The following is a 21,543-nucleotide window of genomic DNA, read 5'->3' on the forward strand; positions in this document are numbered from 1 at the left end:
TCAAAAATACGCGCCAATGGGTGGTATTGACTCGCATTTTTTCCTTGAATTTGACAGCGAAGCGGTGTTTGCCTGAAAAACCAACTTCGCGCCCAAATTGTCATTAGCCCCTAGGATTCAGGTTGAAACCTTTACAAAAATCGGTTCGTAGGGGCAGATTTCATATCTGCCCTGTTTAGATGTGCAAAAATTTTTACTTTTGGAACGCCATGTAGGGTGCAACTTGTTGCAACAAGTCCATGTTTTTTCAGGAAAATGGTGCAACAGGTTGAACCCTACACTTGTTCTATTTTGAGACGAATTGACTATAAAACCAAAATTTCATCGCTGAAATTGTCTTCTGTACGCGAACCATTGCACAATACAGAATAAGCCGTGCAATTCAACCGCTCTTTTTTCTGTTTCCAATGTCGCACAAATTCATCAGACAAATTGCAATCGCCATCAGACAACATCAACACATCGGCTTTTTCAAATTCAGGCTGCTGCTCAATGATTTCCAAAGCGCGATTCAATGGCGTTTCATAATCCGTGCCGCCACCAAAACCTTGTTGCAAAAAGCGCATTAAACCTGCCAAATTGTCGGCATGGTTTAGGGCAAATTCCGCTACTTGTCCGCTATCGCTGAACAGCAAAACATACAAACTACGCTGTTCGCGTTGCAGAATATTGGCAATGGCAAACAAAGCCGCTTTCGCTTTGATTAAAGGCTCGCCAGCCATGCTGCTCGATGTGTCCAAACACGCCACCACAGGTCCTGTTTGGGCTTTTTGCTGCTGGGTGGTTTGTTCTTCATCAATCAGGCTAATGCCTTGCAATTCATAGCATTGCAACTGGCTTTCCAGCAAACGGCTGTAAAACAGCGTTTCCAAAGTTTCATCGTCCAGCAACGCCATTTCATTGGGCAGCATGCGCATTAAATCATTGCCCAATGCCACGCCATGCACTTCGCTGCGACTGCGCGTTGGCACTTTCACGCGTTGCTTGATTTCTTCCGAAACATAATTGCGCCCCATTTTGCGTACCAATTCACGAATGCCTTGATTTTGCGCCATTTCTTTTGCCAATAATGCAAAATCTTCTGGGCTGTTTTGCAGGTCATTAAACGACAATTTGGCTTCGGGGCAACCGTTCAAAAATGCTTCTGCTTTTTGGTAAGTATCGGATATGTCTTCTAAATTTTGCCTGAATTGGTGCAGTTTTTGGCGAATATGCTTGGGGATGTTTTCATCGGCGATTTCTTGTTCATAATCGCGCGTTTCCAACAATTCATAGCGCAACTGGCGGATAAATTCGGGCGTTAGCGCTTGTTGCTGAAAATAATCTTGTTGTGCTTGCCAATCGGGTTCGGGTTCGTTGGCAGCATTGCCATCCCAATCCCACAAACGCCACTTGTTTGCACCCAAATGCAGACGCGCATTCCTTTTTAATTGGCGAATGGTGAATTCCCATTCTGGGTCAAAAAAGTCGGTAAATTCGCCCCACAATTTGCCCCAAAATGAAATATCTTGTTCGGGAATTTGTTTTAGGCAACTGCTGGAAAATTCATGACAATTTTTGAACACCAAGCCATAAAACAAACGCTCGCCCACCTGTTGAGCAGCATAATTGCCCACTTTATCATGCCCAACGGCATGGCTATCGTGGCAGGAAACGTAAATCTTTTTCCCCATGGTGCTTTTGGACGTGAAATCTGTCGGATTAGACAGGCGCACTTGGCTATCGGCAAAGCCCGTTACTTCCACATTGGAAATGCCGTTATCTGCCACATAAATGCCCGAATGTTCCACCGCCACCCATAAATCGCAATAGACCACGCTGCCTGCAACGGGTTGAACTTTACTGCGAAAATTGTTGTCAATAAAATATTTAATGGGTTTTAAGCCAAAACGTACGACACCAGCAGTTATGCTACTTAGCCCATTTTTAACCGTATCAAATAAACCAATCATCATGAAATCTTTATCAAAAATATATTTGCAGGCAGCCTGAAACTTTTGCAAAACTGCGGAAACCTTTAAATTGCCGTCATTCTCGCGTAGGCGAGAATCCAAAGTTGGGTTACACAAACTTTTGTTTCTTAAAGTTAAAAATGGATTCCCGCCTGCGCGGGAATGACGACCGTTTTTCTGTTTCAGGCAGCTTTTACAGCCAAATATTGTTTTTAAATTGCTCTACCAACAGCGATTGTGTATTGCTTTCAGGTTCATCAACCGATACGGTTTCAACAATTTCAACAATGATGCTGTCTGGTAATACTTCATCACCCACTTTTGCATGTATGGCTTTGACTACACCAGCCACAGGACTTGGTATATCAAAATCGAGTTTGCCTGGTTTACGTCGCACCATAACTAATGATTGGTCGGGTTCTACGCTGTCCCCAATTTTTACATGAATTTGTTTTACAACGAAATAACCACTAAAAGACGGCAATATAGCTATGGAGGCGGTTATTATATTTCCATTGTTTTCTGGTGGTACTCGTATTTCATGTACAGAATGCTTTTTGGCTGCCTGAATGTTGGGGTTACTGGTCTTTTTTCCATTTTGGGCATATTTTCTCAATACACCCATAATCAAATTTCGTACTTTCTCCGCATTCGTTTCATCATTCCACAAACAGTCTTTCAACAAAAACAAATCGGACAAATCCACCTGTTCACGTTGATTGGTAAATGCAGAAATCCGCAATAAATGCAAAATTTTGGCAAAACGGCGGTCGGAAAGCCGTTCATCGGCATTTTCTTTAAATGTTTCTTTGTGTTTCGCCCAAATTGCCAGCAAAGCTGCCTGAATCGGTTCGGGGAATACCACTTTTGCCGCATTTTGCTGAATCTCTGCCAATTCATCGCGGCTTAATTGGTTTTCGGGCGAAATGGCGCGTTTTTCAGGCAGGTTGAAAAAATCTTTCAGTTGATTTTCGCCCACATAATCCACAAAACGGCGCACCAAAAAGCGGTCGTATAAAGCCGATAATTCGGCTTGACCTTTGGGCAATTCATTGGACGCGGCAATCAAGGCTTGCAAGGGAATGTTTTGGGTTTGTGTGCCGTTGTGGAATTTGCGTTCGTTCAAAATGGTTAAAAGCGCATTCAAAATGGATGAGCTGGCTTTGAAAATTTCATCTAAAAACGCCACTTGCACGGTCGGCAAATAGCCTTGCGTGTTGCGATGAAAGCGGTCTTGTTTCAATTCGCTGATGGACAATGGACCAAACAATTCTTCGGGCGTGGAAAATTTGGTCAGCAAATATTCAAAATAGGCTTGATTGGGCGTTTCAGGCTGCGCCAATGCTTGACTGATTTGACGTGCAATCAGGCTTTTGCCAGTGCCAGGTGGACCAATCAACAGCAGGTTTTCGCCCGCAATCATGCTCAACAAAGCCGATTTGACCATTTCTTCACGTCCAATAAAGCCGTGATTGAGTTCGGATAAAAGATTGCTTAATTTGGTTTTCATGTTCATGGTATGCACACTCTATCAAGTTAAAATGGGTAAATAATGTGAATTGTAGCACTAAATGCTTTCAGGCAGCCTGAAACCCTTATTCCGCCAACAACTTCAACACTTTCCGCGCATTTTCAATCCGTGCCACCACATCTGCGCTTTTCATTTCCACGCGCAATTTGTCGCTGCCAGCCATGCGCCAGCCTTTTTCGCGTTGCATGATGGCGATGATTTTGGCTGGGTTCAGCACCATGTTTTTGCCAAACGCCAACGTGATGGCTTCGGCAGTCGCGTCCACCGTGCTGATGCCCAAATCGCTTGCCATAATCCGCAATTTGTGGCTTTCCACCAGCGTTTTCACAGCTTGTTCAGGCAGCCCGAAACGGTCAATGAGTTCTTCAAAAATATCGTTGATTTGATTGATGTTTTCGCAAGTTGCCAAGCGTTTGTACAGCACCAAACGTTCGTGAATATCGGGGCAATAACTTTCAGGCAGCAAAGCAGGTGCGTGGAGCTTGATTTCCGTGTTCACGCCCAAAGGCGCGTCCAAATCAGGCACACGCCCTTTTTTCAACTCGCGCACGGCTTGTTTCAACATTTCCGTGTACAAAGTCAAACCCACCTGCGCCATTTCGCCCGATTGTCCCTCGCCCAAAATTTCGCCTGCGCCGCGAATTTCCAAATCTTGCATGGCAAGCGCGAAACCTGCGCCCAATTCATCGGCAGCCGCAATCGCGTCCAAACGTTTTTGCGCGTCTTTGCTGACAAATTCGCCTGTAAAAAGATAAGCATACGCCTGATGATGACTGCGCCCCACGCGTCCACGCAACTGGTGCAACTGGGCAATGCCGAATTTGTCGGCACGATTGATGATAATCGTGTTGGCATTGGGAATGTCAATGCCCGTCTCAATAATGGTGGAACAGAGTAAGACATTGAATTTCTGTTGCAAAAATTCGCGCATGACCTGTTCCAATTCGCGTTCGCGCAACTGTCCGTGCGCCACGCCAATGCGGGCTTCGGGCAAGAGTTCTGCCAATTTTTCTCGCATGTTTTCAATGGTTTCTACTTCATTGTGCAGGAAAAAAACCTGTCCGCCACGTTTCAATTCGCGCAACACGGCTTCGCGCACGCTGCCATCGCCAAAGGGTTTGACAAAAGTTTTCACGGCAAGGCGGCGCGATGGCGCGGTGGTAATCAATGAAAAATCACGCAAACCCTCCAAAGCCATGCTCAATGTACGCGGAATGGGTGTGGCGGTCAGCGTGAGCATGTCCACATTGGCGCGAAGGCGTTTGAGTTGCTCTTTTTGCCGCACGCCAAAGCGGTGTTCTTCATCAATGATGACCAAGCCCAAGTTTTTAAACGCAATATCATCTTGCACCAATTTGTGTGTGCCGATGACGATGTCCACCGTGCCATCTGCCATGCCTGCGAGGGTGGCTTTGGTTTCTTTGCTGCTGTTAAAACGCGACAACGCCGCCGTTTTGACAGGAAAATCGGCAAAACGGTCGGCAAAATTTTTCGCGTGTTGCTCCACCAACAAAGTCGTGGGCGCAAGTACCGCCACCTGTTTGCCACCCATCACCGCCACAAATGCGGCACGCAACGCCACTTCGGTTTTGCCAAAACCGACATCGCCACAAACCAGTCTGTCCATCGGTTTGGCTTGGGTCAAGTCTTTCAATACGGCAGCGATGGCGGCGGCTTGGTCTTCGGTTTCTTCGTAGCCGAATCCATCTGCAAAGGCTTGATAATCCAATTCGTTGATTTCAAATTTGAAACCCGATTGTGCTGCGCGTTGGGCGTACAAATTGAGCAATTCGGCTGCGGTGTCGCGGGCTTGTTCGGCGGCTTTGCGTTTGGCTTTGCCCCACGCGCCTGTGCCGAGTTTGTGTAATTGCACGTTTTCGGACGCGCTGCCTGAATAGCGGCTGATTAAATGCAGTTGTGAAACAGGTACATACAGTTGCGCTTCGTTGGCGTATGCCAGCAACATCATTTCGGTGTCGCCATCGCCAAAATTCATGTTTACCAAGCCTTGATACCGCGCAATGCCGTGTTCTTGGTGGACAACGGGGTCGCCCATGTTGATTTCCGCCAAATCGCGCAAGGCGGTGTCGGCAATTTTGGCGTGTTTCAAGCGGCGCGTTTTGGGGCGAGCAACGTATTGATAGAGTTCGGTTTCGGTGATGACGGCAATTTTCAGGCTGCCTGAAATTTGATTTTTCACATTTTGTGAATGGGATTGTGCCAACGCATTTTCAGGCTGCCTGAAATCTTGCTCCCTCTCCCTTTGGGAGAGGGCTGGGGAGAGGGGTTCATCGTCTGCGGTTTGCCCTCTCCCTAACCCTCTCCCAGAGGGAGAGGGGACGAGATTGCTGTTCATTTGAAAGCCCTGCACCAAAGGCGACACGCAAATTGCCAATTTATGGTTTTGTTGAACAAAATCCTGCCAACTTGCCACTTGTGCCACATCCAAACCATTTTGTTTGAAAAAAGCGGACATGGTTTCCCTGCGCCCCAAGCTGTCGGCACAAAGCAAAATTTTGCCGTCAAACGCTGCCTGAAAATCCTGCAACGCCAAAAGCGGCTGTTCCGACTGACGATTTACGGCAAGATTGGGCAAATCGTGGCGGTGGTCGGGCGAAGTCCAAATTTGCGGATACGGTTTCAGGCAGCCTGAAAACTGGTCGGGCGACAAATACAAAAACTGCGGTGCAAGTGGCGGATAATGCGGCTCGCCCTGCGCGAATTGGTGGCGTTGTTTCACATCGCCCCAAAAACGGTTGGCGTAGGCGTGGACATCGTCCGTGCAAACCACAATCGCATTTTCGCCAACATAATCAAACAGATTGGCACAATTTTCTTCAAAAAACAAAGGCAAATAATGCTCCACGCCTGCGCCAAATTGCCCATTGCCCACCGCTTTGTACACGGCTGCCGCGCTGGGGTCGCCATCGATTTCTTCACGGAAACGGCTGCGGAAGATTTTTTGCGCGTCCGCATCGGTGGGGAATTCGTGGGCGGGCAACAATCTGATTTCTTGAATGTTTTCAATGGTTCGCTGCGTTTCGGGGTTGAAAATTTTGATGGTGTCAATTTCTTCATCAAACAAATCAAGGCGATAGGGCAAATCCGCGCCCATGGGGAACACGTCCACAATGCCGCCGCGCACGGCAAATTCGCCTGCCGCCAACACATTGTCCACCAAATGATAGCCTGCCTGAATCAAATTTTCCCTTAAAGAATCAATGTGTAAAGTTTGACCGACTTTCAACCAAAACGTCCGCGCCAACAAAAATGACACAGGCGCGAGCTTTTGCATGGCGGTGGCAACGGGCAAAAACAGCGCGTCCACCGTACCGTTTTTCAGTTGCCACAACACAGATAATCGTTCAGAAACAAGGTCTTGGTGTGGCGAAAAATGTTCGTAGGGCAAAGTTTCCCAATCGGGGAAAAACAGGGCATTGTCGCGTGGGCGGAAAAATTGCCATGCTTGATGAAGTCGGTGGGCGGTTTCGCTGTCGGCAGTTAAAATGATTTTGCTTGAATTTTTGGGGAGATTTTCGCTTAATAAATAAGGCATTGAGCCTAATGATAAATCTGTCCAGAAGGATTTTTGCGTGGGTTTGGGAAGGGGGAAGTTCATAAAATAAACCGAAATGGGATTGAATTGGGAAGTGGTTTTGCCGTCCGCTAGGACTTCAGGCTGCCTGAAAAATCAAAAACGTGCCATTTTAACAAAAAAACACGCCAAAATCGTGTGATTTGGCGTGTTTGGGTGGTTTCAGGCAGCCTGTAACCTGTCCCCTCCCACGCTGGCGGGGGAGGGTTAGGGTGGGGGTGGCTCGTTGCGTTTCTAACCCCCACCCCAGCCCTCCCCCTTGCATAGGGGGAGGGGGCAGGTTTGTGGCAATATCAAAAAATGTCGTGTACTGTTAAGGCTGCCTGAAAAATCACAATCCGCTCAAACGGGCTGTGTCTTGGGCAATCATCAATTCCTCATTGGTGGGAATCACAACCGCTTGAACTTGGCTGTCGGCGGCGGTGATGATGCCGTCTTTGCCAAAACGGGCTGCCAAGTTGGCTTCATCGTCCACTTTCAATCCCAAGAAAGCGCAATAATTCAAAACTTTGGCGCGAATGATGTCAGAATTTTCGCCAATGCCGCCTGTGAACACCACCGCGTCCAAGCCGCCTGCTGCCACCGCCATAGACGCAATGTATTTTGCCAAACGGTAAGAGAAAATTTCCAAAGCCAATTTTGCGCCTTCGTGTCCTTTGGCGGCTTCTTCTTCAATGGTGCGGCAATCGCTGGACAATTCAGAAATGCCCAACAAACCACTTTGTTTGTTCAACAAATTGGTGATTTCTTTTACCGACAAATTCAAATTGTCTGCCAAAAATTCGTACACGCTCGCGTCAATGTCGCCAGCGCGTGTACCCATTACCAAGCCTTCCAAAGGCGTGATGCCCATTGATGTATCTACGGATTTGCCATTTTTGATGGCGGCAACAGATGCGCCATTGCCCAAGTGTGCCACCACAAAGCGTGAATTTTCAATGTCTTTGCCCAAGAAGCGTGCGGCTTCGGTTGCCACAAAGCGGTAGCTTGTGCCGTGGAAACCGTAACGGCGCAAACCAAATTCGCGGTACAATTTGCGTGGCACAGCGTAGGTGTAGGCGTGTTCGGGCATGGTTTGGTGGAATGCGGTATCAAACACCGCCACATTGGGCAAGCCTTTGAAAATGTTTTGCGCGGCACGAATGCCCAACAAATTGGCTGGATTGTGCAAGGGCGCGAGCGGAATGCATTTTTCAATGGCGGCAATCACATCATCGTTAATCAAAACCGAATCGCTGTACAATTCGCCACCGCTTACCACGCGATGACCGATGGCGGCAATTTGGCTTTCCAAGCCCATTTCTTGCAATTTGTTCAACATGGCAGCCACCGCGCCTGTGTGGTTGGGTTGGTTTGCCAATTCCACTTTTTGTTTTTCGCCATTCACTTTGAATGTGATGTAAGCGTCTGCCAAGCCCAATTTTTCGCCCAAGCAGCTCAACAGCACTTCGCCTGTGGCGTTGTTCAAAACCGCGCCTTTTAAAGATGATGAACCGCAGTTCAAAACCAAAATCAATTGAGACATAAAAAACTCCAAAACGATAAATTAAAACATTGTGGCTGCCTGAAACAAACGGCTTTTCAGGCAGCCTGAACGGTGTGAATTACAAAATCACGCGGCGGAAATCTTTCAATAATTGCGCCAAATAAACCGTGAAACGCATACCTGCCGCACCGTCAATCACGCGGTGGTCAAACGACAAGCTCAACGGACACATCAAACGTGGCTCAAATTCCTTGCCGTTCCACACGGGTTTCATTTGCGATTTGCACACGCCCAAAATCGCCACTTCGGGGGCATTCACAATCGGCGTGAAACTGGTGCCGCCAATGCCGCCCAAGCTGGAAATCGTGAAACATGCGCCTTGCATTTCTTGCGGTTTCAGCTTGCCTTCGCGGGCTTTTTTGGACAATTCGGTCAATTCAATGGAAATTTCCTTAATGCCTTTTTTGTCCACGTCTTTAATCACAGGCACAACCAAACCGTTTGGCGTGTCTGCCGCGAAACCGATGTTGTAGTATTTTTTCAAAATCAAATTGTCGCCGTCCAAAGACGAGTTGAACTCGGGGAAAGCTTGCAATGCCGCCACGCTCGCCTTGATGATGAACGCCAATGGCGACACTTTCACGCCCGCTTTTTCCCATTCTTTGTTGAGTTGTTGGCGGAAAGTTTCCAATTCGGTCATGTCCGCGTCTTCGTTCACGGTAACGTGCGGAATCATCACCCAGTTGCGCGACAGGTTTTGACCTGAAATTTTCTTGATTCGGCTCAATTCTTTAACTTCAATTTCGCCAAATTTGCTGAAATCAATTTTTGGCCAAGGCAACAAATCCAAACCGCCACCCAAGCTCGCTGCCGCAGGGGCTGCCTGAACGCTCGCGCCACCGTTTTGCATCACGCCTTTCACAAACGCTTTCACGTCTTCGGCGGTAATGCGATTTTTCGCGCCCGTGCCTTTGACCAAGCCCAAATCCACGCCCAATTCACGCGCCAATTTGCGTGTGGAAGGACCAGCATGGGCTTTGGCAAATGCCGCCTCGTTTACCGCGCCATAAGCGGCAACAGGTTGATTTTGTTGAACTTGTGGTGAAGATGGAGCAGGGGCTTGTGGCGCAGGCGCGGCAGCCTGAACGGGTGCAGTTTCGTGTTTGGCGGCTGCTTGTGGTGCAGATTCCGCCACAGGCGCACCGCCTGACACTTCCACAATCACCGTGCCTTGCGAAACTTTGTCGCCCACCTTAACGTGCAAAGCCGTTACCACGCCAGCCGCCGTGCTGGGCACGTCCATCGTGGCTTTGTCGGTTTCCAAAGTGATGAGCGTTTGGTCAAGCGCGATGGTGTCGCCCACTTTGATTTCCACCGCAATCACGTCCACATTGCTGTGTCCGCCAATGTCGGGTACTTCCACTTTTTGCGTTGCGCTTGCCGTAGCTTGTGGCGCGGCTACCTGAACGCTGGGCGCAGGTGTTTCTGCTGGTTTTTCAGCCACTTGTGGTGCGGTTTCGGTTTGGCTCGCTGCTTCCAACAACACAATCACGCTGCCTTCGGAGACTTTGTCGCCCACTTTCACGCGCAATTCTTTGACCACACCAGCCGCGTCAGCAGGCACGTCCATGGTGGCTTTGTCGGTTTCCAAAGTGATGAGCGTTTGGTCAAGTGCGATGGTGTCGCCCTCTTTGACTTCAACCGCAATCACGTCCACGTTGCTGTGTCCACCGATGTCGGGGACTTTGATTTCAATTAAACTCATATTGTTTCTTTCTGTTTGTTTTAATGGGGAAAAATGTGTTTCAGGCTGCCTGAACGTTTTTTTGGCTGGGCGGTATATTTTGCCGTGCCGCAAATAGCGTTGCCACAATCCTGAATGGATAAAATCGGCAATGGGTTTAAATAACATTTTGTTATCCAAGAGAATTTTCCCCAATTAAATAATAAAGATTTGGGTTTTCAGGCTGCCTGAACCAAGTTTTGCCATTGCGCGAAACGTTCGTCCAAAATGGGCTTAATGCGTTCAAAATGCACCCAATCATTGGGGACTGCATAATCATCATATTCAGCAAAAACTTGATTGTAATCAGACAAATAGTTACCAAAAGATTGGGCAAATTCGCTGTCAGCATTTTCATAATAATCAAGGGCAAAGGCTTCGCCCTGTTGATTAAAATCTTCGCCCCACAGCTTTTCATCGCAATATTGCACCAAAAAGTCCACGCCTGTGATTTCGCGTTTTACTAATTGTTCAATGGCTTGGGGTTCTTCTTCGGTGTGGATTTCGCCAGCCATGCCACGTTCAAATGCCCATGCCAAGAAAAAGCCAATGTGGACACCTGCGTTTTCTTGTGGCACATTTGTGGGAAAATCTGCCGCGCCATAATGCCAATCCATTTGGTCTATTGCCATGATTTTAATCCTGAATTTTGATTATTTTTCGCATTGCTTGGTTTGCGCGTTATACGAACCGCCATAATCCAAACAATGGTCTTTGTCGTCAAAAATCAAGCCGTAAGCACCGAATAAAATCATCAATATGCCCATGATTAAAAGCCATTTTTTCATCAAATTAAATCCGTTTGTTGATAAATTCTAGCCAGTTTCTCATCAAGCGTTAATAGGGTCAAATTGTGCGCTTTGGCGGTTGCCAAAATCAGTGTATCAGGCAATTTGATTTTGTGGTGCTGGCGCAAAGCGATTGCCAAGTCACGGATTTCATTGGAAATCGGAAATTGCGTAAAACGCTGGGCGATTGCCATCAGATGTTGCGATGTGGCTTTGTCTGCGCCATGAAATCCCACAAATTCAATATAAGTAATCACACTAATGCCGCATTGCGATAAATAAACGCCTTTTTCTGCCAATAATGCCACACTTTCAGGACTTTGTTTTTGCAGCCCAATCAGCGTACAGGTATCCAACAAATAACGTTTACCATTCATCGCGCACCGCCCTTTGGTAGGCAACAGGGTCAATGTCGGCAAATGCGTCTATTGGTGGATTTTGTTTAAAAAAATCAATCAATAACATATCGTCCTGTTTTGCCCATTGCTCAATCAAAGCACTCACGCTGATGTTTCTGGCAAGTGCTTGATTTAAAACCATTTGCTCAATATGTGGCGGTAAATCAATGACCATTTTTGCCTCCTATTGGATTTTGTCTCTTCCCAACCCTCCCCAAATGAGGGGGAGGGCAAGAAAAGACTTTCAGGCAGCCTGAAAACGCCAATCAACGTTTCCAGCTTGGCTCAACGTCTGTGACAATGCCGTATTTGTCAATCGCCACTTGTACGGTTTTCTTGTCCAATTTGCCTTGATTTGCCAATGCGTTCAAAGCGGCAACGGCAACGTGGTAGCGGTCTACTTCAAAGAAGTTACGCAAATTGGCGCGGCTGTCGCTGCGACCAAAACCGTCTGTACCCAACACCACCAATTCGCCATTTTCTTTTGGAATGGCAGAACGAATGCGCTCCGCAAAACCGCGAATGTAGTCGGTGGACACAATCACAGGACCCGCATGACCTTGCAACTGCTCGGTAACGAATGCCACTTTTTGCTCGCCAGTGGGGTGCAAACGGTTGTGGCGTTCCACTTCCATCGCATCGCGGCTCAACAAATTGAACGATGGGCAAGACCAAATGTCGGCTTCCACGCCAAAGTCGTTTTTCAACAAATCGGCAGCGTGAATCACTTCTTCCAAAATCACGCCCGAACCCATCAACTGCACTTTCAGGCTGCCTGAACCGCCTTCGCGGAACAAATACATGCCTTTCAAAATATCGCGTTCAATGTTGGCGCGTTGGGGCATGGCAGGGTGTTTGTAGTTTTCATTCATCACGGTCAAGTAGTAGAACACATCTTCTTGTTCCACATACATGCGGCGCAAACCGTCTTGCACAATCACCGCCAACTCATATTGATAAGTCGGGTCGTAAGACACACAGTTGGGGATTAAATCCGCTTGAATGTGGCTGTGTCCGTCTTCGTGTTGCAAGCCTTCGCCATTCAAAGTGGTGCGACCAGCTGTGCCACCAATCAAGAAACCGCGTGCGTGCATGTCGCCAGCCGCCCAAGCCAAATCACCAATGCGTTGGAAACCAAACATTGAATAGTAAATGTAGAATGGAATCATCGCATAACGGTTGTTGGCGTAAGAAGTTGCCGCCGCAATCCAGTCTGCCATTGCCCCTGGTTCATTGATGCCTTCTTGCAAAATTTGACCGTCAATCGATTCTTTGTAAAACATCAACTGGTCTTTGTCTTGTGGCGTGTAGAGCTGACCTTTCAAGTTCCAAATGCCATATTGACGGAACATGCCTTCCATACCAAAAGTACGGCTTTCATCAGGTACAATCGGCACAATGCGTTTGCCAATTTGCTTGTCTTTCAACAAAGTATTCAAAATGCGAACAAATGCCATGGTGGTAGAAAACTCACGTTCGCCACTTGATTGCAGTTGCGCGTCAAAGGCTTCCAAAGCAGGAATGGGCAAGGCTTCGGTATTGGGATTGCGTTGTGGCAAATAGCCGCCCAAAGCATTGCGGCGTTCACGCAAATAGCGCATTTCTTCGCTGTCTTCGGGGAAACGGAAATAAGGCAAATCGCCACTGTCAATTTGCTCGTCCGTAACCTGAATGTTGAAACGGGTACGGAATTGTTTCAAAGATGCCACGTCCATTTTTTTGGATTGGTGTGCCACGTTTTGACCTTCGCCAGACGCGCCCATGCCGTAGCCTTTGATGGTTTTTGCCAAAATCACGGTGGGGCGACCATCGGGATTGTTTACCGCTTCATGATAAGCTGCGTAAACTTTGTGTGGGTCATGACCGCCACGGTTCAATGCCCAAACTTCATCGTCCGACATATTGGCAACCATGGCGCGCAATTCGGGCGTGTTGAAGAAATGTTCGCGCACATAAGCACCGTCTTTGGATTTGTAGGTTTGATAGTCGCCATCAACCACTTCTTCCATGCGTTGTTTCAAGGCGTTGTTGGTATCACGCGCCAAGAGTGCGTCCCATTTGCTGCCCCAAATCACTTTAATCACATTCCAGCCTGCGCCACGGAATGTGCCTTCAAATTCTTGAATGATTTTGCCGTTGCCGTGAACAGGGCCGTCCAAGCGTTGCAAGTTACAGTTAATCACAAAAATCAGGTTGTCCAAGCCTTCACGCGCTGCCAATGAAATCGCGCCCAAAGATTCGGGTTCGCTCATTTCGCCATCGCCACAGAAACACCATACTTTGCGACCTTTGGTTTTGCTCAAACCGCGTGAATCCAAATATTTTAAGAAACGCGCTTGGTAAATCGCCATCAAGGGGCCCAAGCCCATGGATACGGTGGGGAATTGCCAAAAATCGGGCATCAAATGGGGGTGTGGGTAAGAAGATAAGCCGTTGCCACCGATTTCTTGGCGGAAATTATTGAGTTGTTCTTCGCTCAAACGTCCTTCAATAAAGGCGCGGGCATACACGCCTGGGGCGGAGTGTCCTTGTACAAACACCATATCGCCTTCTTCGCCATCGCCTTTGGCTTTCCAAAAGTGGTTGAAACCGACATCATACAAAGTGGCGGCCGATTGGAAAGACGCAATGTGTCCGCCCAATTCCAAATCTTTTTTGCCTGCACGCAAAACCATGGCTGCCGCGTTCCAACGGATTGCGGCACGAATGCGGTGTTCCAATTCGTGATTGCCAGGGGATTTGGCTTCTTGACCTACGGGAATGGTGTTCAAATAAGCGGTGGTTGCGTCAAAAGGCAAGTGTACGCCACGGCGGCGTGTGTATTTCACCAAGTTTTCCAAGATAAAATGGGCGCGTTCTGCCCCTTCGTTTTGTAAAACCGATGCCAGTGAATCCAACCATTCTTGGGTTTCAATGGGGTCGGTGTCGGTCATTAAATTATGTGTTTGAGACATTTTGTCTTTCCTTGCACTTGTTGAAAGAAGGATTTGAAATGGGGCGCAAATTCGCGTTGCGCCTACCAAAAAGCGCGTCTATTTTAGGTTAATTGGCTATGATTGGCAATTCACGCGCTTTTTTTAACCAAATCTTAACCAATGTGTGCAAAATATTTTCAGGCTGCCTGAAACTTTCCCATTTAAAAAAACTATGTTTCTTGAATGCGAATTGTTTGCATGATGAGAGCTTGTTAAAATACGCGGCTTTAACACACTTTAAATTTTGAGGAATCTGAAAATGAGTAAACAAGTTGCTGTATTCATTGGCTCTGCGAGCAAAACGTCTTTCAATCATGCTGTGGTTAAACATTTGCAAGGCATTGCCCCCAGCAGCATTCAATTAAACATTGCTGAAATTGGCGATTTGCCCATGTATGACCGCGATTTGGACGAGCAAAATGTGCCTGCCTACAACCGTGTGCGCGACATCGTGAAAGCGGCTGACGCGATTTTATGGGTAAGCCCTGAACACAATGGTCAAGTGTCTGCCATGTTGAAAAATGTGATTGATGTGGTGTCGCGTCCCACGGGTCAGAGCTTGTGGATTGGCAAAAAAGTGGGTTTCATCAGCGTGAATGCGCGTGGTTCGGAAAATGTGATTCAGCAACTGCGTGATTTGGCAAATGCGCCTTACATCAATATGCAGGCTGCGCCTGTGGCGGCTGCGGTGGGCGGTATTTTTGCTGGCTCAATCAATGAGCAGGGCGAAGTGGTGTCGGAAGATGTGAAAGCCAATTTGCAGCATTTTATCAATGAGTTTGCACAATTTGTGGCGTAATTGAAAATGGGATAAAACACGGTTTCTGTGCTTCAACAGAAACCGTGTTTTTTGTGGCGCAATGGTTTTTCAGGCTGCCTGAAAAACCAAAACATGAATTTAAATGGAAAATTCGCCCGTAAATTCCAAATCCAAAATTTCTTTTTTCAAATGTTTGATGGACGGTGTTACAATCGCCACAAACATCGCCTCACGCTGGCGGCGTTGCACGGGCGAGCGCAACAAATAGCCTTTTGCGCCTGCGTGTAAAGCCGCCGATTGTGCCGCGTCCAAACACAATTCCGATGCTGCCAAGCGCGTTTCCAAAGTTTCCAGCAAACTGGTTTGACCTGCCCATGTTTCGTTTGCCAGTTTTTCGGTTTTGGCTAACACGGTGTCAAAACGCGATTGCAATTCATCGATTTGATTATCCAGATAGAAATTCACTTCGCCATGGCTGACGTTTGCCAATTCAATGTCGTTCAGGCTGCCTGAAACAATGCCTGCGCCTATGCCCACTTGCAACAAAATGAAACCCGTTTTGATGGATTTGATGAAATCGCCAAACTGTTCAGGCTGCGCCAAAACGTCTTCGTTTGGCACAAACACGTTTTCAAATTTTAAGGCAAAAGTGCGCGTGCCTTCCAAAGCGCAAAATTCAGGGCAGGGGTTGAGTGTGACGCCATCGCGTTGTGCGCCTGTGATGAACATCACATAACCATTTGATGTTTGAGCCGTATTCGCCCAAATGTGCGTATCGCCCAAATTGGACACCCACGGCAACACGCCATTGACCATGTAGCCGCCATCAGTAGGTGTGGCTTGTAAAGCGTGGTCTTCAATGCCAGCCAAGTGTTTGACTGTGTTGGACATGCCTGTGCCTGCCAGCACTTTGCCTTGCAACACGTTTGCCAAATGGCGTTCGCGCACCGCCGCGTTGGGCGTTTTGTGCAAATACCACGCGCAAGCCGATTGACACCACACCGAAAACGCGGTTGAGCCACACACTTTGCCCACTTCGGCGATGACTTTGATTTGGCTGCTCAAACCCAAATCGTTGCCGCCTTCTTCGCGTGTGCCGAGCGATTGGTAGCCACCGATTTCGCCCAATTTTCGCATGAAGGTTTCGGGGTAAACGCCTTTTTGGTCAATGTCTTGCACCATGGGAGCGAGTTCGCTTTGCACCAGTTGGGCAACTTGGGACAATAAATTTTCTTGCGACATGATTTTTCCTTTTTTGGGATATTTTTTCAGGCAGCCTGAACGTGATACGACAGAACATCATTGATAGAAATCGTTATCGTGCCAGTATCTTACTCCCTCTCCCATAGGGAGAGGGGACAAGGTTTGTGGCACATTAAAAAAAGGCAGCCTGAACAAATCATTTTCAATCAAATCAATGAAAAAAAACCGCCACGCCAGTTTATCCAGCATGGCGATTGCTTTTCAGGCAGCCTGAACATCACGCAAATGGTTGCAATTCAGGATTGATTTCGTTTTGCGCCAAGTTATTGGTGTAGTTGCACAAAGTTGCCAAAGCCACGCCCATGACCACATCAACGGCTTGCTCTTTGCGGTAGCCTGCATCAACAAAGGCTTGTAATTGCGCATCGCTGACCGCGCCTTTTTCTGCCATAACAGCAAGGGTAAACACCGCCAAAGCCGCCAATTTTGCGTCTTCCAAACCTTGTGGATTGACCGCGCGAATGGCTGCCAAATCATTATCGGAAAACAAATTTTTCAAAGTGGCGATTTTGGTGTGTCCTGCCACGCAAAAGCCGCATTGGTTTTGGCGAGCGGCGATGATTTGCACCACTTCCACTTCGGTAGGGGTTAAGCTGTTGCTGTTGTTCAATTTGCCCACTTCTTGATAAAACGTCAAAGCCTGTGGCGAGTTTGCCAATGCGCCAATCAAGTTGGGGATAAAGCCATTGTTCTTTTGTACGGCTTCTACGCGCTCTTTGGCGGCTTCGGGGGCGGTTTCTGCGGTGTGAATGGTTAAACGTGCCATGTGGTGTTTCCTTATGAAATAAAATGGGTTGAGATTTGAAGTGGGCGAATCATAGCAAATTCATCGCTGCCTGAAAAAGATTGTCTTATCATGTGTTTTATAAGTTTTGATTCTATGATTTTTTGTCGCATTTTTTGGTGATTTTGTCGCATTTTGCCGTTTCAGGCTGCCTGAAATGAATTTAAGTCCTTGTTTTCACAAAATCATAGGGTAAAACTATTGAATTTGACCGCACGTTTTGATTTTAACAGTTGAAAAATCTGCCAAACCGCGTATTATGCGCGGTTTTGTTTTGATTAACCCTTTTTATTTTAAGGAAAGAACAATGTCATTAAAAGACGAATTTAAGGCGTTTATTTTGCGCGGTAATGTGATTGATTTGGCGGTGGGCGTGGTGGTTGGCGCGTCTTTCGGCAACATCGTGAAATCATTGGTGGATGATGTGTTGATGCCCCCCATTGGTTTGTTGTTGGGTGGCGTGGATTTTTCCAATATCTTCTTGACGCTCAAAGATGGCGCGGCTGGTGCACCTGAAAATGGCTATGCCACACTGGCTGCCGCCAAAGCCGCAGGCGCGGTAACGATGAACATTGGCGTGTTTTTGAACAGCGTATTGAGCTTTTTGATTGTGGCAACCGCCATTTTTGGTGTGGTTAAAGTGGTCAATAAATTGCAATCTGCCGCATTGAAAAAAGAAAAAGACGATGCCGATGCAAAAGCAGCCGAACCTGCTCCTACCCCAGAAGACATCGTGTTGTTACGTGAAATCCGCGATGCTTTGGCAAAACGTGGCTGATTTTTTTCAATTTAATTGAAAACGGTTTTTCAGGCTGCCTGAATTGTTCAGGCAGCCTGAATTTTGTTACAATAGCACGTTTCACAATTTCACACATTTTAATAAGGAAAAACCGATGATTGAATACGCTCATGCTGCCGATGCTGCTGCCGCAGCCAACCCTTGGATGGGCATCATTCCTTGGGTGGCGATTTTTGCGATTATGTGGTTCATGATGATACGCCCACAGCAAAAACGCGAAAAACAACGCCAAGCCATGATTAGCCAACTGAAAAAAGGCGACCGCGTGTTGCTGATGTCGGGTTTTTACGGCAAAGTGATTAAAGCTGGCGAACACATTTTTACCATTGAATTGGGCAAAGGTTTGCAAGTGGAAGTGGAACGCAATGCCATTGCCTCACTTGCCGATTCAACCGCCAGCAGCGAAGAACACAAATCTGAATAATCTTTTCAGGCAGCCGAAATGTTTCAGGCTGCCTGAAAACCGTTTTTTTAAATGATTTCAAAGGTTTCAATCATGAACCGTTATCCCCTTTGGAAATATTTGCTGATTTTGTTTACGCTGGTGTTGGCGGGCATTTACACCTTGCCCAACTTTTACGGCGTAACCCCAGCCATTCAAATTTCCACCAACCGTCAATCGCTGGCAATCAACGAAGAAACCGAAAAGCGCGTTGCCGAAGCATTGCAAAAAGCCAATATTGCCCATGACGGTATGTTTATTGCAGGTGGCAGCCTGAAAGTGCGCGTTACCGATGCCACCAAAATTTCCGCGCGTGATGCGATTGACAACGCTTTGGGCGAAGGCTACATCGTTGCCCAAAACCAAATCGCCAACAGCCCCGAATGGCTGTCTAAAATCAACGCCAATCCCCTGTTTTTGGGCTTGGACTTGCGCGGCGGTGTTCACTTTACCATGCAGGTGGACATGAAAGCGGCTCTGGATAAAACCCTAGACCGCTACGCAGGCGATGTGCGCCGCGAATTGCGTAAAATGAAAATCCGCACAGGCAATGTCCGCAAAACCGAAAACAGCCTGACCATTCCTTTTCAAGACGCAGCCGATTTGCAAAAAGCCTTTCCCGAATTGCAAAAACACATGGAAGGCGTGCAACTGACCGCCAATGGCAACGATTTGACTTTAACGCTGCCTGAAAACCTGTTGCTGCAAATTCGCAATGATGCGGTAAAACAAAACATCAATACCCTACACAATCGCGTCAATGAATTGGGTACAGCCGAACCCGTGATTCAACAGGCAGGCGCAGACCGCATTGTGGTGCAATTACCCGGTATGACCGACACCGCCAAAGCCAAAGACATCATCGGACGCACCGCCACCTTGGAAGTGCGCATGGTGGACATGGACAGCAGCCTGCTTGCCCAAGCCCAAGCGGGCAACGTGCCAGATGGCTTTGAGTTGCTCTACACCAGTGGCGACCACCCCTATCCCATGCTGGTGAGCAAACAAGTGGAATTGACAGGCGACAACATCAATTCCGCCCAAGCAGGTTTTGAACACCAAACCAATCGCCCATCGGTTAATTTGAGTTTGGACAGTTCAGGCAGCAGCATTTTTGCCGATTTGACCACCGCCAACAAAGGCAAAGTCATGGCAATGGTGTTGATTGACCAAGGCAAAGCCGAAGTCGTAACCGCCCCACGCATCAACGAGCCGATTACAGGCGGTCGCGTACAAATCACAGGCATGGGCAGCGCAGCCGAAGCCAATGACGTGGCATTGTTGCTCCGTGCAGGTTCGCTAGCAGCCCCCATGACCATTGTGGAAGAACGCACCATCGGGCCCTCTTTGGGTGCAGAAAACATCAGCAAAGGCGTGAACTCCACCTTGTGGGGCTTTGCGGCGGTGGCGGTGTTCATGATACTTTATTATCGCCTGATTGGTTTGTTTTCCACCATTGCCTTGGTGGCGAATATTTTGTTTTTGATAGCGATATTGTCGTTCTTGCAAGCCACCATGACGCTACCAGGTATTGCTGCTTTGGCTTTGACCTTGGGCATGGCGATTGACTCCAACGTATTGATTAACGAGCGCATACGCGATGAATTGCGCGAAGGCAAAAAGCCCCAAGTCGCCATCAAAGAAGGTTACGACCACGCATGGGATACCATTTTGGATTCCAACTTAACCTCGCTGATTGCGGGCGTGGCGTTGTTGATTTTTGGTTCAGGGCCTGTGCGCGGTTTTGCGATTGTGCATGTGATTGGCATTGCCACGTCCATTTATTCATCGGTGGTGGTGTCTCGCGCCTTGGTGAACCTGTGGTATGGCAGACAGCGCAAACTGAAACACATTTCCATAGGTGTGTCCTATCCTGCCGTGATTGACCGCGATGCAGATTGGGCAACAGAAACAAAGGATTAAAATCATGGAATTATTCCGTTTTAAACGCGACATTCCCTTTATGAGTTATGGCAAACTGACCACATTTATTTCTTTGGTTACGTTTGTGTTGGCGGTGGTGTTTTTGTTCACGCGCGGCTTGAATTTTTCGGTGGAATTTACGGGCGGTACGCTGATGGAAGTGGAATACGCCCAAACCAGTGCCGATTTAAACCAAGTGCGCCACAGCGTAGAAACACTCAATATTGGCGAAGTGCAAGTGCAAGCCTTGGGAACGAATAAACACATCATGATTCGTTTGCCCAATAAATCAGACGAATCATCGGCACAACTTTCCAACAAAGTGATGGAAGTGCTGAAAAAAGACGCATCTGATGTGAGCCTGCGCCAAGTGGAGTTCATTGGCCCTTCGGTGGGCGAAGAGCTGGTGAGCAATGGTTTGATTGCATTGGGCATGGTGGTGGTGGGCATTATTGTGTATTTGTCCATGCGCTTTGAGTGGCGATTTGCGGTATCGGCAATCATTGCCAATATGCACGACATTGTGATTATTTTGGGCTGTTTTGCCTTTTTCCAATGGGAGTTTTCGCTGACGGTGCTGGCGGGTGTGTTGGCGGTATTGGGTTATTCGGTAAACGAATCGGTGGTGGTGTTTGACCGCATTCGTGAAAATTTCCGCAAAGGCTCAATGCGCAATAAAACCGTGAATGAAGTGATTGACAATGCGATTACCTCTACGATGGGGCGTACGGTTATCACGCATGGTTCTACCGAGGCGATGGTGCTGTCTATGCTGATTTTTGGTGGTGCGGCATTGAATGGCTTTGCTTTGGCTTTGACCATTGGCATTGTGTTTGGTATTTATTCTTCGGTGCTGGTTGCCAGCCCCTTGCTGATTATGTTTGGTATGGACAGAAGCAATGTGGGTAAGGTGGCACAAGAGAAAGAGGAAGTGGTTGTCTAACCCAGCAAAACAAGCAAAAGCTGCCTGAAAACCAAGATAAGGGTTTCAGGCAGCTTAAAACCTTTGCAAAACCTACTTTTAAACTGACGTAGGGGCGGATTTCATATCCGCCCTTTTTTCA

The 21,543-nt window shown here is 47.6% G+C and carries 18 protein-coding genes; 6 read left to right on the plus strand and 12 right to left on the minus strand.

All coding sequences use genetic code 11. From position 1 onward, the window contains the following. Positions 1–305 precede the first annotated feature (305 nt). From H3L97_RS08230 to aceE, 10 genes are all read right to left on the minus strand, one after another. Positions 306–1,955, minus strand: a complete 1,650-nt coding sequence (locus H3L97_RS08230) for a VWA domain-containing protein (protein WP_218839699.1) — start codon at positions 1,953–1,955, stop codon at positions 306–308. A 190-nt stretch (positions 1,956–2,145) separates the two neighbouring features. After that, positions 2,146–3,468 (minus strand): AAA family ATPase, encoded by a 1,323-nt coding sequence (locus tag H3L97_RS08235; RefSeq protein WP_097115051.1) that lies wholly within the window; start codon positions 3,466–3,468, stop codon positions 2,146–2,148. Positions 3,469–3,547: 79 nt separating this feature from the next. Beyond that, positions 3,548–7,102 (minus strand): transcription-repair coupling factor, encoded by a 3,555-nt coding sequence (gene mfd, locus H3L97_RS08240; protein ID WP_097115050.1) that lies wholly within the window; start codon positions 7,100–7,102, stop codon positions 3,548–3,550. 307 nt (positions 7,103–7,409) lie between these two features. Next, positions 7,410–8,603 carry an acetate kinase gene (locus H3L97_RS08245; protein ID WP_097113101.1) on the minus strand — a complete coding sequence of 398 codons (1,194 nt, stop codon included), beginning with the start codon at positions 8,601–8,603 and terminating at the stop codon, positions 7,410–7,412. Positions 8,604–8,682: 79 nt separating this feature from the next. After that, on the minus strand, positions 8,683–10,329 hold the full coding sequence (aceF, locus tag H3L97_RS08250) for a dihydrolipoyllysine-residue acetyltransferase (protein ID WP_097113274.1): 1,647 nt from the start codon (positions 10,327–10,329) through the stop codon (positions 8,683–8,685). A 197-nt stretch (positions 10,330–10,526) separates the two neighbouring features. Beyond that, entirely contained in the window at positions 10,527–10,979 is a 453-nt protein-coding gene (locus H3L97_RS08255; RefSeq protein WP_143269071.1) for a DUF7832 domain-containing protein, read from the minus strand. Positions 10,980–11,000: 21 nt separating this feature from the next. After that, the gene (locus H3L97_RS12075) at positions 11,001–11,135 is read right to left on the minus strand and encodes a hypothetical protein (protein WP_257010963.1); all 135 of its coding nucleotides are present in this window, start codon (positions 11,133–11,135) and stop codon (positions 11,001–11,003) included. Then, a complete protein-coding gene (locus tag H3L97_RS08260) occupies positions 11,135–11,512 on the minus strand; it encodes a type II toxin-antitoxin system VapC family toxin (protein WP_034291580.1) in 378 nt (125 codons plus the stop codon). Before H3L97_RS08260 ends, H3L97_RS12075 begins: the two co-directional genes overlap by 1 nt. Beyond that, positions 11,502–11,708, minus strand: coding sequence for a hypothetical protein (locus tag H3L97_RS08265; RefSeq protein ID WP_034291578.1), 207 nt, complete (start codon positions 11,706–11,708; stop codon positions 11,502–11,504). Before H3L97_RS08265 ends, H3L97_RS08260 begins: the two co-directional genes overlap by 11 nt. A 91-nt stretch (positions 11,709–11,799) precedes the next feature. Then, positions 11,800–14,487 (minus strand): pyruvate dehydrogenase (acetyl-transferring), homodimeric type, encoded by a 2,688-nt coding sequence (aceE, locus tag H3L97_RS08270; protein ID WP_097113103.1) that lies wholly within the window; start codon positions 14,485–14,487, stop codon positions 11,800–11,802. Between the two features lie 280 nt (positions 14,488–14,767). Here aceE and H3L97_RS08275 point away from each other — a divergent pair, with 280 nt between their 5' ends. Continuing rightward, positions 14,768–15,307, plus strand: coding sequence for an NADPH-dependent FMN reductase (locus tag H3L97_RS08275; RefSeq protein WP_097113104.1), 540 nt, complete (start codon positions 14,768–14,770; stop codon positions 15,305–15,307). 99 nt (positions 15,308–15,406) lie between these two features. Here the strand turns inward: H3L97_RS08275 and H3L97_RS08280 are convergent, their stop codons facing one another. Further along, the gene (locus tag H3L97_RS08280; RefSeq protein ID WP_097113105.1) at positions 15,407–16,510 is read right to left on the minus strand and encodes an acyl-CoA dehydrogenase family protein; all 1,104 of its coding nucleotides are present in this window, start codon (positions 16,508–16,510) and stop codon (positions 15,407–15,409) included. A gap of 78 nt (positions 16,511–16,588) precedes the next feature. On the opposite strand from H3L97_RS08280, the gene H3L97_RS08285 reads away from it, so the two are divergent. Beyond that, on the plus strand, positions 16,589–16,777 hold the full coding sequence (locus tag H3L97_RS08285) for a hypothetical protein (RefSeq protein ID WP_143269072.1): 189 nt from the start codon (positions 16,589–16,591) through the stop codon (positions 16,775–16,777). Here H3L97_RS08285 and H3L97_RS08290 read toward each other — a convergent pair. Further along, positions 16,749–17,297 carry a carboxymuconolactone decarboxylase family protein gene (locus tag H3L97_RS08290; RefSeq protein ID WP_097113106.1) on the minus strand — a complete coding sequence of 183 codons (549 nt, stop codon included), beginning with the start codon at positions 17,295–17,297 and terminating at the stop codon, positions 16,749–16,751. The two genes, H3L97_RS08285 and H3L97_RS08290, sit on opposite strands and share 29 nt — an antisense overlap. A 325-nt stretch (positions 17,298–17,622) precedes the next feature. Here H3L97_RS08290 and mscL point away from each other — a divergent pair, with 325 nt between their 5' ends. The 4 genes from mscL to secF all read left to right on the plus strand — a co-directional run bounded on the left by mscL (position 17,623) and on the right by secF (position 21,422). After that, positions 17,623–18,093 (plus strand): large conductance mechanosensitive channel protein MscL, encoded by a 471-nt coding sequence (mscL, locus tag H3L97_RS08295; protein ID WP_097113107.1) that lies wholly within the window; start codon positions 17,623–17,625, stop codon positions 18,091–18,093. A gap of 115 nt (positions 18,094–18,208) precedes the next feature. Beyond that, the gene (gene yajC / locus H3L97_RS08300; RefSeq protein ID WP_097113108.1) at positions 18,209–18,538 is read left to right on the plus strand and encodes a preprotein translocase subunit YajC; all 330 of its coding nucleotides are present in this window, start codon (positions 18,209–18,211) and stop codon (positions 18,536–18,538) included. Positions 18,539–18,610: 72 nt separating this feature from the next. Continuing rightward, the gene (gene secD, locus H3L97_RS08305; protein ID WP_097113109.1) at positions 18,611–20,479 is read left to right on the plus strand and encodes a protein translocase subunit SecD; all 1,869 of its coding nucleotides are present in this window, start codon (positions 18,611–18,613) and stop codon (positions 20,477–20,479) included. A 4-nt stretch (positions 20,480–20,483) separates the two neighbouring features. Next, positions 20,484–21,422 (plus strand): protein translocase subunit SecF, encoded by a 939-nt coding sequence (secF, locus tag H3L97_RS08310; protein ID WP_097113110.1) that lies wholly within the window; start codon positions 20,484–20,486, stop codon positions 21,420–21,422. Positions 21,423–21,543: the final 121 nt, after the last annotated feature.

It is taken from the genome of Alysiella filiformis (assembly GCF_014054525.1).
Lineage (GTDB): Bacteria > Pseudomonadota > Gammaproteobacteria > Burkholderiales > Neisseriaceae > Simonsiella > Simonsiella filiformis.

Bases quoted from the DNA above. Each gene is read 5' to 3' on its own strand.
- H3L97_RS08280 (WP_097113105.1), bottom strand. From the start codon at position 16,510: ATGTCGCAAGAAAATTTATTGTCCCAAGTTGCCCAACTGGTGCAAAGC.
- H3L97_RS08265 (WP_034291578.1), bottom strand. From the start codon at position 11,708: ATGGTCATTGATTTACCGCCACATATTGAGCAAATGGTTTTAAATCAA.
- H3L97_RS08260 (WP_034291580.1), bottom strand. From the start codon at position 11,512: ATGAATGGTAAACGTTATTTGTTGGATACCTGTACGCTGATTGGGCTG.
- H3L97_RS08235 (WP_097115051.1), bottom strand. From the start codon at position 3,468: ATGAACATGAAAACCAAATTAAGCAATCTTTTATCCGAACTCAATCAC.
- H3L97_RS08255 (WP_143269071.1), bottom strand. From the start codon at position 10,979: ATGGCAATAGACCAAATGGATTGGCATTATGGCGCGGCAGATTTTCCC.
- H3L97_RS08290 (WP_097113106.1), bottom strand. From the start codon at position 17,297: ATGGCACGTTTAACCATTCACACCGCAGAAACCGCCCCCGAAGCCGCC.
- secD (WP_097113109.1), top strand. From the start codon at position 18,611: ATGAACCGTTATCCCCTTTGGAAATATTTGCTGATTTTGTTTACGCTG.
- H3L97_RS08230 (WP_218839699.1), bottom strand. From the start codon at position 1,955: ATGATGATTGGTTTATTTGATACGGTTAAAAATGGGCTAAGTAGCATA.
- aceE (WP_097113103.1), bottom strand. From the start codon at position 14,487: ATGTCTCAAACACATAATTTAATGACCGACACCGACCCCATTGAAACC.
- aceF (WP_097113274.1), bottom strand. From the start codon at position 10,329: ATGAGTTTAATTGAAATCAAAGTCCCCGACATCGGTGGACACAGCAAC.
- H3L97_RS08245 (WP_097113101.1), bottom strand. From the start codon at position 8,603: ATGTCTCAATTGATTTTGGTTTTGAACTGCGGTTCATCATCTTTAAAA.
- mfd (WP_097115050.1), bottom strand. From the start codon at position 7,102: ATGAACTTCCCCCTTCCCAAACCCACGCAAAAATCCTTCTGGACAGAT.
- mscL (WP_097113107.1), top strand. From the start codon at position 17,623: ATGTCATTAAAAGACGAATTTAAGGCGTTTATTTTGCGCGGTAATGTG.
- H3L97_RS08275 (WP_097113104.1), top strand. From the start codon at position 14,768: ATGAGTAAACAAGTTGCTGTATTCATTGGCTCTGCGAGCAAAACGTCT.
- yajC (WP_097113108.1), top strand. From the start codon at position 18,209: ATGATTGAATACGCTCATGCTGCCGATGCTGCTGCCGCAGCCAACCCT.
- H3L97_RS12075 (WP_257010963.1), bottom strand. From the start codon at position 11,135: ATGAAAAAATGGCTTTTAATCATGGGCATATTGATGATTTTATTCGGT.
- secF (WP_097113110.1), top strand. From the start codon at position 20,484: ATGGAATTATTCCGTTTTAAACGCGACATTCCCTTTATGAGTTATGGC.